This is a genomic window from Nocardia sp. CDC153 (assembly GCF_035818515.1).
GTDB lineage: Bacteria > Actinomycetota > Actinomycetes > Mycobacteriales > Mycobacteriaceae > Nocardia.
This window is the reverse complement of the sequence record NZ_JAYKYU010000002.1, coordinates 656,670-669,899: the sequence shown is the minus strand read 5'-3', so window position 1 is coordinate 669,899 and position 13,230 is coordinate 656,670. Positions and strand designations below refer to the sequence as shown.

Genomic DNA, 13,230 nt, shown 5'->3' with positions numbered 1-13,230 from the left:
TGGGAGCCGGTCAGGGCTGGATGTTCTCCAGGTCGGCGAGCAGGCCCGGATGGGTGGGCCGCCAGCCGAGTTCGCGTTGGGTGTGGGCGCTCGAGGACGGCTGATCGAGGGCGAAGATCTCGCCGAGTGGGCCGAAGGTCTCCGACGGCACGGATTTCACCGGTAGGTCCAGCCGCCGACCGATGACCCCGGCCATATCGCGCACGGCATCGCCCTCGTCCGCGACCGCGTGCCAGACGGTTCCGGCCGGGGCGTGCTCGAGCGCCAGCCGGAACAGTGCCGCCGCATCGAGCGCGTGTACCGCGGGCCAGCGCTGGGCGCCGTCGCCCGGATATCCGGCGACGCCGGTGCGGCGCGCGGATTCGGTGAGGATTCCGGCGAATCCGCCCTTGCCCTCGTTGTGCACCGTGCGCGGTAGGCGCACGGCCGAACTGCGGACACCCTGTGCGGCCAACTCCAGGACCGCCATGACCGAGCGGCCGCGGCCACCGACGGGTCCTTCGGTGGAGAACGGATCGGCCTCGGTGGAGGGGCGGCCCGGGGTCACCGGTGTGCCAGAGACCGTGACGAGCGGGCGGTCGGTACCGGTGAGTTCCGCACCGAGAGCGGAGAGCGCCGCGGCTTCTTCGGCCACCGCGGCGGCCAAGGCTTCCTGGGTGCTGAAGTCGTGACGGAAGGCCAGATGGATGACGCCGTCGGATTTGGCGGCGGCCGCGCGCAGGGTCGGCAGATCGGACAGATCGCCGCGAATGGGTTCGGCACCGGCGGCCGTGAGCGTGGCGGCGGCCGAATCGGTGCGGGCAAGGGCGAGGACGGTGTGGCCGTTGGCGAGCAACTCGGCCACCACGGCCGACCCGATCAGACCGGTTCCGCCGGTGATGAAGACGTGCATGGCAACTCCCTCGAATGTGATGGGACCGTTGTCTCATCACTGTAGCAGAGTGATGGGACAACGGTCCCATCAATTACGATATTGCGCATGGCACGCTGGGAATCCGGAGCACGGGAGCGGCTGGTGCTGGCCGCGGTGGACCTGTTCACCGAACAGGGTTACGACGCGACGACGGTGACGCAGATCGCCGAGCGCGCCGGGGTCACCAAGAGCACCTTCTTCCGGTACTTCCCCGACAAGCGTGATCTGCTGGTGGCCGGGCAGGAGACGCTGAGCCGGTTGCTCGCCGAGGGGATCGCCGAGGCACCCGAGTCCGCCAGTCCACTCGAGGCCGTCGCGGCCGGGCTCGATCGCGCCTCGAGCGCGATGGGCCCGATGAATCGCGACATCGCCCCGCGCGTTCAGGCCGCCATCGCCGCCAATGTCGAACTGCAGGAACGTGATGCGCTCAAGAGCGTCGGTCTTGCCGCCGCCATGACCGAGGCCCTGATCGCCCGCGGCACCCCCAAGGCCGTCGCGATTCTGGCGAGCGAGCTGGGTGTCCTCGCCTTCAAACAGGGCTTCGCCGAATGGTCGGGCACCCGCGGTGACATCGCGCTCGCGCCGTACGTCCGGGTCGCCCTGTCGGATCTACGCTCGGCGACACAGGCACTGACCTGACCGATCAATAGCTTCGACCGCGATGCCGATTCCGCTAGCGTCCGAACCATGGCCGATTCCGATCGAGAGTTCGCACCCGCCGTCTACTTGATCACCGGAATTCAAGCGGCCGGGAAATCCACTGTGGCCCAAGCCCTCGCGGAACGCCTGCCACGCTCGGCGCATGTGCGCGGCGACGTCTTCCGCCGATTCGTGGTCGGCGGTCGCCGAGAGATGTCGCCGAACCCGGACCCCGAGGCGCTCGCCCAATTGCGACTGCGGCATCGCCTGGCCGCGCGAACCGCCGACGACTACGCGAACGCGGGTTTCACCGCCGTGGTCCAGGACGTCGTCCTCGGCGACATGCTGCCCTACCTGATCGGTGAAATCCGCACGGACCCACTGTATGTCGTCGTCCTGGCACCCAGCCCGGCCGCGGTCGCGGCCCGCGAGGCCGCCCGCGCCAAGACCGCCTACGGCACCTTCACCGTCGCCGATCTGGACATGGGCCTGCGCGAAACCACGCCGCCCCTCGGCCTTTGGCTCGACACCTCGGATCTCACCGTCGAGCAGACGGTGGACGCGATTCTCGCCAGGGCGGAGCCGATCGCCCGCTGAGCTGCGATCGGCTCCGGTCGTGCCGAATCAGCTGCAGGCGGGCGAGGTCTGGTTGCCGAGCTGGAGCATATTGCAGATCCACTCCTTCTGGACCTTCCACTTGCCGTCCTCGACCACGAACGGCACCACGGCCTTCTGCGGCTGCCCGCCGCTGACCGAGACATCCGCATCGGCGGTGAGCGACCCATTCCCCAGATCGGTCACACCGGTAACGGTCACCGTCGCATTGTTCTGCCGGTAGAAGTCCGCGAACCGGCTCGGCAACGACGGATCGGCCGAAATCCCCTGCAGCGCATCCAGCTTCTCCGAATCGGGAACGCTCGGATTCACCACCTTCTGGAGTTCGGCGTTCAGGTCCGCCGCCGTCGGCGCGGGCGGGTAATTCCCCTGCGCCGCAGCGGCCTTCGAGGTGGTCGCCTTGGTCGGCTTGCTCTCCTTCTTGTCCCCGCTCCCACACCCGGCCACACCGAGTGCCGTCACAACCGCCAACCCGGCAATCGCAACCCGTCCGATCTTCTGATGCTTCATCACGCTCGGGCACGCTACTGGTCCGTCGTCCGGAAGTCAGCGGCGGGATGCGATACGCTGCGCGCGGCGCAAGATCGACATGGTTGCGCCGCACGCACATCGGGGTCGGGGCCGATGTGAAAGCTCTCGCGGCGACAGCCCGCGAACGAGGAGGGGGAACTCCCGATGCCTGTCTCGCACCCGACCCGACCGCGCCGTGCCCGCTGGGCCGCGCGTCTGCTGACCGCCGGTGCCGCGGTCCTGGCCATTCCGACCGCCGCCGCGGTGGCCGCGCCCGATATCGTGCTCGCCGCACCGGTATTCGCGCCGGTGCACCGCACACCCGCCGGTGGTTTCGAGGAGCTGCTGGTGCCCTCGAGCATGGGCCCGGTGAAGGTGCAGGTGCAGTGGGCCCGCAATGGCGGCGGCTCGGCGCTGTACCTGCTCGACGGTCTGCGCGCCCGCGACGACCAGAACGCCTGGGTCATCGACACCAACGCCCGCCAGCAGTTCGAGAACGACGATGTCACCCTGGTGATGCCGGTGGGCGGGCAGTCCAGCTGGTACGCGGACTGGGTGTCGCCGAGCAATACCAACGGGCAGAAGTTCACCTACAAATGGGAGACCTTCCTCACCAGGGAGCTGCCCGATTTCCTTGCCGGATACGGAGTTTCGCGCACGAACAACGCGGTCGTCGGGCTGTCGATGAGCGGCCCGGCCGCCTTGCGGCTCGCGGCGTTCTATCCGCAGCAGTTCAAGCACGCGTCCTCGTTCTCCGGCCCGCTGAATCTGACCGCGCCCGGCATGCCCGAGGCCATGCGGGTGATGATGCTCTCGGCCGGGCAGTACAACCGGGATTCGCTGGCCCCGCCGTGGAGCCCCACTTGGCTGCGCATGGACCCGTTCGTCTTCGCGCCCCAACTCCGCAACGTGCCCATGTACATTTCCGCCGCCACCGGCCTGCCCGCCCAATACGATCACCCGACCTCGGCGGGCGGCGTGATCGACACCTTCGACGCCATGTGGATCGAATCGCTGGCCATGGTCGGCACCCGCGCGCTGCAGGCGCGCCTGAACGCCCTGAACATCCCCGCGGTCTACGACTTCCCGATCGCGGGCACGCATTCGTGGAAGTACTGGGAGGCCGAACTGTGGAAGGCGCGGCCCTACATCCTGAACGCGCTGAACGCATGACTCAGCGCAGCAATTCGGTCTCCCGGTGCACGCGGGAGAGCTTGTCGGGGTTGCGGACCGCGTAGAGGCCGGTGATCCGGCCCGCCTCGACGCGGACCGCGATCACCGAGTCGATCTCGTCGTCGATGCGGACCAGAAGCGCGGGATGGCCATTGATCTGGGCGTGCCGCAGGGACGCGACGGTGGACAGGCGACCCAGTAGCGCGGCCACCGCCGCGGCACCGGCAATGGGTGCCCGGGCCGCGCGGACGACTCCGCCGCCATCGGTCAGCAGAACGACGTCGGGCGCGAGAATGTCGAGCAGGCCTTGCAGATCCCCGGTTTCGATGGCGCGGCGGAAGGCGTCCAGGGCGTCGCGCGTCTGGGCGGGGGAGACGGTGCCGCCGCGCGGGCGGCGGGCCGCGACGTGGGAGCGGGCGCGGTGGGCGATCTGGCGGACCGCGACCGCGGATTTGCCCACGGCATCGGCGATTTCGTCGTAGTCGAGGGCGAACACGTCGCGGAGCAGGAAGACCGCGCGTTCGGTGGGGGTGAGCGTTTCGAAGACGAGGAGCATCGCCATCGACACGCTGTCGGCCAGTTCGACGTCCTCGGCGACGTCGGGCGCGGTGAGCAGCGGCTCGGGAAGCCAAGGGCCGACGTAGTTCTCGCGGCGTCGGCCGAGGCTGCGGAGACGGGTGAGGGCCTGGCGGGTGGTGATGCGCACCAGGAAGGGGCGCAGCTCGCGGACGGTGTCGAAGTCCACGCCCATCCACTGCAGCCAGGTTTCCTGCAGCACGTCCTCGGCGTCGGCGGCCGAGCCCAGCATCTCGTAGGCGACGGTGAACAGCAGACGACGGTGGGCGAGGAAGGCGGCGGTGGCCGGGTCCGGGTGATCGGTCATGGGCATGAGGTGCCGGGCGGCGGCCAGTTGTGACAACACAATTGGTGTGTGGTGTGTCACAGATCGTGGCTGTCACGGGAACGGGGTCGTCGGCAACTCATGGTCGTCCCATCGACAATCGAGGAGAACGACATCATGGAACCCCGTATGGACCTGTTCGCCAACGAGTTCGGCGCGAAGTTCGCCAAGCGCATGGCCAATGTCGGTGCGCTGATCATGCAGTCGGAGTTGCCCAGGTCGACCCAGGAGCTGGTGAGCCTGCGGGCGAGCCAGATCAACGGCTGCGGCTTCTGCGCCGACGCCCACTCCAAGGACCTGGCCGCCGCCGGGGAACCCGCGGTCCGGATCAACCTGGTCGCGACCTGGCGTGAAGCCACCGTCTACACCGAGGCCGAGCAGGCCGCCCTGGCCCTCGCCGAGGAGGGCACCCGCCTGGCCGACGCCGCCACCGGGGTCTCGGACGAAACCTGGGCGCTGGTTCGGAAGCACTACGACGACAACCAGACCGCGGCGCTGGTGGCACAGGTCGCCATGATCAATGCCGCCAACCGCTTGGGCGTCATCCTGCACCAGAAGGGCGGCTCGTATGAGCCGGGCATGTTCGCGGCGATGACGGACTGACCGGGCCGTCGGAGCGAGATCCCGGTGAGCGCGCCGCCGGGATCGTGGGTGCGCGAAGTTGTCTGTGCCTGCTGGGAGACTCCCCGGTATGCGGTGGGCGGTGGTCGAGACGGGTGAGGGCGGGGCGGAGCTGTGCCCGGTCGACGCCGCGGGGCGGGCCGCCGGACCGGTCGTGCGCGAGGCATCGCTCATCGATGCCGTGCGGTCCCGCCCCGAGGTCGAGCGCTGGGTGTGGCGATCGACGGCGGGGATGCACCGGCGACTGCTCGACGCGGGGGTGCGGGTCGACCGGTGCTATGACGTGGAGGCGGCGGAGTCGCTGCTGATCGGACATGAGGAAGGTCAGTCCGGGCAGCCGCGATCGTTGGCCGCCGCGTGGGCGCGCATGCACCGGTTGGCCGTTCCGGCGGACGCGCCCCTGCGGGCGGCCGACACCGAGCCGACCCTGTTCGAATCCGGTCCGGTGCCGCTCCCGCCCGGTACCGACGAAATGTCCGCGCTGCTGGAGGTTTACGCCGCGCAGGTGGCGCGCACGGCCCGGGCCGAGCATCCGGAGCGGATGCGGATGCTGCTCGCCGCGGAATCCGCGGGCCTGCTGGTCGCCACGGAGATGACACGCGCCGGGATTCCGTGGCGGGCGGACCTCCATCGTGAGCTGCTCGATTCGGTGCTGGGGGAGCGGCTTTCCGGTGGCGGCGAACCCCGTCGCATGGCGGAACTGGCCGACGAGGTGTCGCGGGCCTTCGGTATGCGGGTGCGCCCCGACCTGCCCCAGGACATCATCAAGGCCTTCGCCCGCGCCGGAATCTCGCTGTCCTCCACCCGCAAATGGGAGCTCCGGGAGATCGACCACCCCGCCGTCGCACCCCTGCTGGCCTACAAATCCCTCTACCGCCTCTACACCGCCCACGGCTGGTCCTGGATCGAGCAGTGGGTGCACGAGGGCCGCTTCCGCCCCGAATACCTGCCCGGCGGCACCGTCACCGGCCGCTGGACCACCAATGGCGGTGGCGCGCTCCAGATTCCGAAGATCGTCCGCCAGGCCATCCGCGCCGATCCGGGCTGGCGGCTCGTGGTCGCCGACGCCGCTCAGATGGAACCCCGTGTCCTGGCGGCGATCTCCCGCGACCCGGGCCTGATGGAGGTGGCGGCCCGCGGTGAGGACCTCTACGCCGACCTGGCCGCCCGCGCCTTCGGCGGCGACCGCGCCCAGGCGAAGATCGCCATGCTGGGCGCGATCTACGGCCAAACCTCCGGCGACGCCCTCACCCACATGGCCGAGTTGCGCCGCCGCTACCCGGCCGCCATCGCCTACGTCGACGATGCCGCCCATGCGGGCGAGGAGGGCCGCCTGGTCCGCACCTGGCTCGGCCGCACCTGCCCACCCGTCACCGCCTTCGACGAATCCGGCACGGACGCGGACCTTTCCGCCTACAGCGGCACCGCCAGGGCTCGCGCCCGCGGCCGCTTCACCCGCAACTTCGTGGTCCAGGGCAGCGCCGCCGACTGGGCTCTGCTGGTCCTGGCGGCCCTGCGTCAAGCCATCGACCGCGCCGGACTACGCGCCGAGCTGGTCTTCTTCCAGCACGACGAGGTCATCGTCCACTGTCCGGAGGAGGAGGCCGAGCAGGTGGCCGCCATGATCGGCGCGGCGGCCCACACCGCCGCTCACCTGACCTTCGGCCCCGTCCCCGTCCAATTCCCTTTCACCACGGCCATAGTCGAGTCCTACTCCGACGCGAAATAGTCAGGATTGCCGACGGCACAGTGGTTGGTGATCTTGCCGTCGAGGATTCTGTAGTGTCCCTCGTATGTTGTTGAGGGGGAAGATCATCGCGCTCGCGGCTGTCCTACCGATCGCGCTCTGCTCGATCGGTTCGGCTGTGGCCGAGCCGGTTTCACAACCCGCGGCCCTTCAGGTCGGCGTGACCACACTACATCTCGTCGACGCGGGTCGACCGGATCCGTGGCAGCCGTCCACACCGCGGGAACTCGTTGTCACCATTCACTATCCGGCAGCTCACGCCGCGTCCTATCCGGTGGCCGACCACCTGGTGCCCGGCATCCCGAGCACTCTGCTCGCGGCGCGGGCGCACCTGGACGCGCCGACCGAGGCCAGCGCGCCACCCGTCTTGCTGTATTCCCCCGCCGCCAGTTTCCCCGCCCAGGCCGGTGCGACGCTGGCCGAGGACCTGGCCGACAGCGGGTACGCGGTGGTGTCGATCAGCGATACGCACGGGCGGCACCGGCCACCGTTTTCCCGGACGGGCACGTCGAACTTTACGATCCGCGAAACGTGACCGAGCCTCTCGACGAGGTGTTGCGGATCGCTTCGGCGGCTCGGGCGGGAGACATCGGCTTCGTGCTCGACAAGCTGACGACCATGGCGCGGGGCGACACTCGTGATGCCGATGGCAAGCCGTTGCCCGCCGGGGTGGGCGCGGCGCTCGATCTGACCAAGGTCGGCATGTACGGTCATTCGCTCGGCGGCACCATGACGGTGTTCGCCGACAAGCGAATTCAGGCCGGTGTCGATCTGGACGGGTACGCGCCGCCGTCGTACCTCGCTGCCGGGTTGGCGGTCGTTCCGGAACGGCCGATGCTGTTCCTGTTCGGCGATACGCCCGATGCGGAGGTCAGGCGGGCGTCGGTGGACAGCATGCTCGCGGGTCGGACGGGGTGGACCCGCGAGCTCGCCGTGGCCGGTGCCGGGCACTGGGCGTTCTCCGATTTGGTGTATCTGCCACGGCAACTCGCCGAATCGCCGGTGTTGTCGGCTTCGCTGGGCACCATCGCGCCGGATCGCGCGCACGCCATCGTTCGGGCGTATGTGACCGCGATGTTCGACCGCTTCCTGCGTGGCAGACCGGCACCGCTGCTCGATGCCGGTCCCGCCGAATTCCCCGAGGTCACACCCGCGTGAGGGAGTCTTCCCGGGTGCGGTAGTTACGCCTTGCGGCCCCAGTTCGGGTCGCGGCGGCGCAGTTCCCACTGGGCGATCGAGCGCTTGTGGACCTCGTCGGGGCCGTCGGCCAAACGCAGGGTGCGCAGGTGGGCGTACATGCTGGCGAGTGGGAAGTCGTCGGAGACACCGCCGCCGCCGTGCACCTGGATGGCGCGGTCGACCACCTTCAGGGCCACATTCGGGGCGGCGACCTTGATGGCGGCGATCTCGGTGCGCGCGGCCTTGTTGCCGACGGTGTCCATGAGGTACGCGGCCTTCAAGGTCAGCAGCCGGGCCATGTCGATCTCTATGCGGGACTCGGCGATCCAGTCCTGGATATTGGCCCGATTGGCCACGGGCTCACCGAAAGTCACGCGCGACTGGGCGCGATCGATCATGAGGTCCAGGGCGCGCTCGGCCATGCCGATGGACCGCATGCAGTGGTGGATGCGGCCCGGGCCCAGGCGGGCCTGGCTGATCATGAAGCCGTCACCCTCACCGGCGAGCAGCGCGGTCGTGGGGACGCGGACGTTCTCGAAGGTCACCTCGGCGTGGCCCTCGCGGTCCTGGTAGCCGAAGACCGGCAGGCCGCGCTGCACGGTCACGCCGGGGGTGTCGATGGGCACGACCATCATCGACTGCTGGCGGTGCGTGGGCGCGCTGGTATCGGTCTTGCCCATGACGATGAGCACCTTGCAGTTCTTGTGCAAGGCGTTGGAGGTCCACCACTTTCGGCCGTTGAGCACATAGTGGTCGCCGTCGCGGTCCATGCGCAGCTGGATATTGGTGGCGTCGGAGCTGGCCACCGCGGGCTCGGTCATGGCGAACGCGGAGCGGATCTCACCGTCGAGCAGCGGGCGCAGCCACAGCTCCTTGTGCTCGGGCGTGCCGAAGAGGGTCAGCACCTCCATGTTCCCGGTGTCGGGGGCACTGCAATTGGTGGCCTCCGGCGCGAGATGCGCGCTGCGGCCCATGATTTCGGCCAGCGGCGCGTACTCCAGATTCGTCAGGCCCGGACCCCATTCGGCGTGCGGGTGGAAAAGATTCCACAGGCCGCGCTTGCGGGCCTCGGTCTTGAGTTCCTCCATGATGGGCGGCTGGAAGTGCGGGTCGCCGGATTCGGCCATCTGCGCCTCGTACACCGCCTCGGCGGGATAGATGTGCTCGTCCATGAAGGCCAGCAGGTCATCCCGGTAGCGGAGGGCCCGCTCCGACGGCTCGAACATCGAAACTCCTGACGGTGGCGTGTTTTTCCGGCTCACTCTGCGGAAATCATTGAAACGGACCGTACGCGAACTTGACGCCGGATTCAATTCTGGAGGGCGGACAGACCGGCCTGCAGCAGCGGTTCGACGCCCGCGCCGAAGTGCTCGAAGCCGGAACCGACGGTCTGGCCGTGGGTGAAGCGGAAGTAGATGCCCTCGCTGATCACCGCCAGCTTGAACGAGGCCAGCGCGACGTAGAAGCCGATATCGGAGATATCGCGACCCGACCGAGTCGAATACCGGTCCAGCACTTCGGATTCGCCCGGATAGCCGGGCGCGAGCGCGACATCGCTGACCCCGATCATCCCCCGGTCGCTCATGCGCTGATACACCAGCAGCAGCCCGATATCGGTGAGCGGGTCGCCGAGGGTGGCCATCTCCCAGTCGATCACGGCGGCCACCCGGTCGGTGTCGTCGACCAGGACATTGTCGAGGCGGTAGTCGCCGTGCACGATGCCGGTGGGCGATTGCGCGGGAAGGTGTTTGGCCAGCAGCCGGTGCAGTTCGTCGGCGGCGGGCAGGTCGCGGCTGTAGGAGGCGTCGAGCTGCTTCTTCCAGCGGCGCACCTGGCGTTCGAGGAAGCCGTCGGGGTGGCCGAAGTCCTGCAGGCCGACCGCGATCGGGTCGACGGTGTGCAGATCGGCGAGGGTGTCGATGAGGCCCTCGGCGATGACCCGGGTCCGTTCGGCACCCAGAGCTTCCAATTCGGTCGCGGTGCGGTACGGCGTGCCGAGTACGCGTTCCATGACATAGAAAGGCGCGCCGATGATTTCGGTGTCCTCGCACAGCGCGTACGTCGCGGGCACGGGCACCCCGGTTCCGGCCAGGGCGGTGATGACGCGGTGCTCGCGGGCCATATCGTGCGCGGTGGCCAGCACGTGCCCCAGCGGCGGACGGCGCACGATCCAGGCGGAGGTCCCGTCGCCGATCTCGTAGGTGAGATTGGATTTCCCGCCCGCGATCAGGCGGCCGGTCAATGGCCCGCGCACCAGCCCGGGCCGAGTGTCGGCCAGCCACACCGCGAGTCGCTCGAGGTCGAGGCCGGGTAGCTCGGTGTGATCGTCACTCATGGGTGTCCTCGCTGCTCACTCGCCGAGCAGACGCGCTTGGAAGCGGCGCATGCCCGCCAGCCAGCGGTCGTAGTCGGCACCCTTGTGACGGTACATATCGAGGACCTCCGGATGGGGCAGGATGAGGAATCGCTCGTCCTCGATGGCGGCCAGCACCAGGTCGGCGACCGTGTCCGGACTCAGCACCCCGCCCGATGCGGTGATCGCGCGGGTTCCGGCCCGGCCCAGCGCGTCCCCGGATTCCGCGGCCGCGTGCAGCAGCGGGGTCTCCACACCCATCGGGCACAGGCAGCTCACCCGAATCCCGCGATCGCCGTAGGTCACCGACAGCCATTCGGCGAACCCGACGGCCGCGTGCTTGGTGACCGAATATGCGGCCGAACCGATTTGGGTGAGCAGCCCCGCCGCCGACGCGGTGCTGACGAAGTAGCCCTCGCCGCGTTCCAGCCAGCCGGGCACCAGCAGGCGGGCCGCGCGGATGTGGGCATTGAGGTTCACGTCCAGGGGCACCGCCCAGTCCTTGTCGTCGCCGAGCTCGACCGGACCCATGACGCCCGCGTTCGCGAAATACAGGTCGACCGGCCCGAATTCGGCCGCGCAGCGGGCGATCAGCTCCTCGACGCGGGCCGGATCGGAGACGTCGGCCCCGACCGCGACGGCCGCGCCCGGCACCTCCGACTCCAGCTCCGCCACCACGGCGGCCGCGGTGTCCGGGTTCAGATCCGCCACGACCACCTTCGCGCCCGCCCGCACCAGATGCGCGGCGATCGCGCCGCCGATGCCGCCACCGCCGCCGGTGACAATGGCGTTCCTACCCGCGACCTGCACGAGAGCTCCTTCCGGCCCGGACCGACAACCGATTTCGCCGTCTCGGGCTGGCTCGGGTGCGCCGGGTGATGCGAATATGAAATCTACGTCGGATTCAAGTTGACGGCTGAGACGCAGTCAACCAACACGGTCGCGAGGTGGACATCGGTGCGGGGACGAGAGCTGGTCGAGGGCTGGAAGCGGCTGGGCAGCGCCAGCGTCGCCGCCAACGGGATCGAACTGCAGGTGGTGGAGCACGGCACCGGCCTGCCGGTGGTGTTCTGCCACGGCTTCCCCGAGCTCGGATTCTCCTGGCGGCACCAGGTTTTCGCGCTCGCCGACGCGGGCTTCCGGACGCTCACCCCGGATATGCGCGGGTACGGCGGCAGCGCGCGCCCGGAGCGGATCGACCAGTACGACATGCTCACCGTGTGCGGGGATCTGGTCGGGCTGCTCGACGCGTACGGGCTCGAGGACGCGATCTTCGTGGGGCACGACTGGGGAGCGTCGGTGGTGTGGCATCTGGCGCGGGAGTATCCCGAGCGGGTGCGGGCGGTCGCGGGGTTGAGTGTGCCCGCCACCCCGCGGTCATCGGGGCCGCCGACGGCCATCATGCGGTCGCGACTGGGCGAGGACTTCTACATGATCTGGTTCCAGGAACCCGGAGTCGCCGACGAGGTGCTGGACGCCGATGTGCGGCGCACGCTGCTACAGGACGACATCCTGAGCGCCCAGAACTTCCTCGACACCCGCAAGCCCCTGCCGCCGCTGCCGGAATGGCTGACACCGGCCGAATTCGATTACTACGTCGAGGCTTTCACCGCGACCGGCTTCACCGGCGGCCTGAACTACTACCGCAATCTGGACCGCACCTGGGAGCGCACCGCGCACCTGGAGGGTGTGAAGATCGGCCAGCCCGCCCTGTTCATCGCCGGATCCACCGACCCGGTCATCCGGTTCACGCCCCTGCAGAAGATGTCGGCGCTGCTCAGTGACCTGCGCGGCTCGATCATTCTCGACGGTGCCGGGCACTGGATTCAGCAGCAGCGGCCCGAGGAGGTCAACGCGGCGCTGATCGACTTCGCGCGCGGCGTCTAATCGGAGGTCAACTGGAGCGCATTGGCCCACAGCTCGGTCAGCGTCGCCACCAGCTTCTCGAACGGAATCCGTTGATTCTGCACGAAAACCAGGTTGGCCATGCGGCTGACCATGCCCGACAGAGCGTGCGCGGTGATCATCGGATCCAGCTCCGCGCTCGCCCGCCCGGACTCCTGCAATTCCCGGATCATGCGGGCATTGCGCTGTGCGAACGCCTTCCCGCGCTCCACCCGCATGCGGCGGAAGTTCTCGTCGATGTGGGCGACCTGTTCGAACAGCGCCATGAGTCGCGCGTTTCGCTTGTAGGACACCAGGTAATCGCGATGGGCGGCCTCGATCAGGGCCCGCGGATCGGTGATGCCGCTGCGCTCGCGCACATGCGGGTGCAGCATCTCCTCCGACACCTGCTCGACCAGGGCCGCGAAGATCTCGTCCTTGCTGTCGAAGTAGGTGTAGAACGAGCCCGAGGCCATTCCGGCGGTCTTGGAGATATCGGCGATCTTGGCGTCCAGATAGCCGTCCCGTTCGAATACCTCGCGGGCCGCCGCGATCAGCGCGCCGCGCGTCCGCTCCCCGCGTTTGGTCCGCGGGGCCGCACGGCGGGACACACTCTCCCCTGCCATCGATTCGGACGCCAACGCTGATCACTGCCTGTCTGCTGCGGACAACTTCCCGGCAACCGTATCAACCGG

General features: G+C 68.9%; 15 protein-coding genes. 8 read left to right on the top strand and 7 right to left on the bottom strand.

Features of this window, described 5'->3' with window-relative positions:
- Nucleotides 1–10: 10 nt before the first annotated feature.
- Entirely contained in the window at nucleotides 11–892 is an 882-nt protein-coding gene (locus VMT65_RS11440) for an SDR family oxidoreductase (protein ID WP_326308072.1), read from the bottom strand.
- Between the two features lie 87 nt (nucleotides 893–979).
- Between VMT65_RS11440 and VMT65_RS11435 the strand changes: the two genes are divergently transcribed.
- Entirely contained in the window at nucleotides 980–1,552 is a 573-nt protein-coding gene (locus VMT65_RS11435) for a TetR/AcrR family transcriptional regulator (RefSeq protein WP_326308071.1), read from the top strand.
- Between the two features lie 48 nt (nucleotides 1,553–1,600).
- A complete protein-coding gene (locus tag VMT65_RS11430) occupies nucleotides 1,601–2,149 on the top strand; it encodes an AAA family ATPase (protein ID WP_326308070.1) in 549 nt (182 codons plus the stop codon).
- Nucleotides 2,150–2,176: 27 nt separating this feature from the next.
- Here VMT65_RS11430 and VMT65_RS11425 read toward each other — a convergent pair whose 3' ends face one another.
- Nucleotides 2,177–2,677 (bottom strand): hypothetical protein, encoded by a 501-nt coding sequence (locus VMT65_RS11425; RefSeq protein ID WP_326309150.1) that lies wholly within the window; start codon nucleotides 2,675–2,677, stop codon nucleotides 2,177–2,179.
- A 165-nt stretch (nucleotides 2,678–2,842) separates the two neighbouring features.
- Between VMT65_RS11425 and VMT65_RS11420 the strand changes: the two genes are divergently transcribed.
- Nucleotides 2,843–3,850 (top strand): alpha/beta hydrolase, encoded by a 1,008-nt coding sequence (locus tag VMT65_RS11420; RefSeq protein WP_326308069.1) that lies wholly within the window; start codon nucleotides 2,843–2,845, stop codon nucleotides 3,848–3,850.
- 1 nt (nucleotide 3,851) lies between these two features.
- Here VMT65_RS11420 and VMT65_RS11415 read toward each other — a convergent pair whose 3' ends face one another.
- The gene (locus tag VMT65_RS11415; RefSeq protein WP_326309149.1) at nucleotides 3,852–4,733 is read right to left on the bottom strand and encodes an RNA polymerase sigma-70 factor; all 882 of its coding nucleotides are present in this window, start codon (nucleotides 4,731–4,733) and stop codon (nucleotides 3,852–3,854) included.
- Between the two features lie 135 nt (nucleotides 4,734–4,868).
- Here VMT65_RS11415 and VMT65_RS11410 point away from each other — a divergent pair, with 135 nt between their 5' ends.
- The 4 genes from VMT65_RS11410 (at nucleotide 4,869) to VMT65_RS11395 (ending at nucleotide 8,277) form a co-directional block, all read left to right on the top strand.
- Nucleotides 4,869–5,354, top strand: a complete 486-nt coding sequence (locus VMT65_RS11410; RefSeq protein WP_326308068.1) for a carboxymuconolactone decarboxylase family protein — start codon at nucleotides 4,869–4,871, stop codon at nucleotides 5,352–5,354.
- A gap of 88 nt (nucleotides 5,355–5,442) precedes the next feature.
- A complete protein-coding gene (locus VMT65_RS11405) occupies nucleotides 5,443–7,101 on the top strand; it encodes a bifunctional 3'-5' exonuclease/DNA polymerase (RefSeq protein WP_326308067.1) in 1,659 nt (552 codons plus the stop codon).
- Nucleotides 7,102–7,165: 64 nt separating this feature from the next.
- A complete protein-coding gene (locus VMT65_RS11400; RefSeq protein WP_326308066.1) occupies nucleotides 7,166–7,654 on the top strand; it encodes a hypothetical protein in 489 nt (162 codons plus the stop codon).
- A complete protein-coding gene (locus VMT65_RS11395) occupies nucleotides 7,651–8,277 on the top strand; it encodes a hypothetical protein (protein WP_326308065.1) in 627 nt (208 codons plus the stop codon). The genes VMT65_RS11400 and VMT65_RS11395 overlap by 4 nt, the downstream gene beginning before the upstream one ends.
- A gap of 23 nt (nucleotides 8,278–8,300) precedes the next feature.
- On the opposite strand, the gene VMT65_RS11390 is transcribed toward VMT65_RS11395, so the two are convergent.
- From VMT65_RS11390 to VMT65_RS11380, 3 genes are all read right to left on the bottom strand, one after another.
- Entirely contained in the window at nucleotides 8,301–9,524 is a 1,224-nt protein-coding gene (locus VMT65_RS11390) for an acyl-CoA dehydrogenase family protein (RefSeq protein WP_326308064.1), read from the bottom strand.
- Nucleotides 9,525–9,607: 83 nt separating this feature from the next.
- Entirely contained in the window at nucleotides 9,608–10,633 is a 1,026-nt protein-coding gene (locus tag VMT65_RS11385) for a phosphotransferase family protein (protein WP_326308063.1), read from the bottom strand.
- A 15-nt stretch (nucleotides 10,634–10,648) separates the two neighbouring features.
- Nucleotides 10,649–11,461, bottom strand: a complete 813-nt coding sequence (locus VMT65_RS11380) for an SDR family oxidoreductase (RefSeq protein WP_326308062.1) — start codon at nucleotides 11,459–11,461, stop codon at nucleotides 10,649–10,651.
- 147 nt (nucleotides 11,462–11,608) lie between these two features.
- On the opposite strand from VMT65_RS11380, the gene VMT65_RS11375 reads away from it, so the two are divergent.
- Entirely contained in the window at nucleotides 11,609–12,538 is a 930-nt protein-coding gene (locus VMT65_RS11375) for an alpha/beta fold hydrolase (protein WP_326308061.1), read from the top strand.
- On the opposite strand, the gene VMT65_RS11370 is transcribed toward VMT65_RS11375, so the two are convergent.
- A complete protein-coding gene (locus VMT65_RS11370; protein ID WP_326308060.1) occupies nucleotides 12,535–13,161 on the bottom strand; it encodes a TetR/AcrR family transcriptional regulator in 627 nt (208 codons plus the stop codon). The genes VMT65_RS11375 and VMT65_RS11370 overlap by 4 nt on opposite strands.
- Between the last annotated feature and the right edge of the window lie 69 nt (nucleotides 13,162–13,230).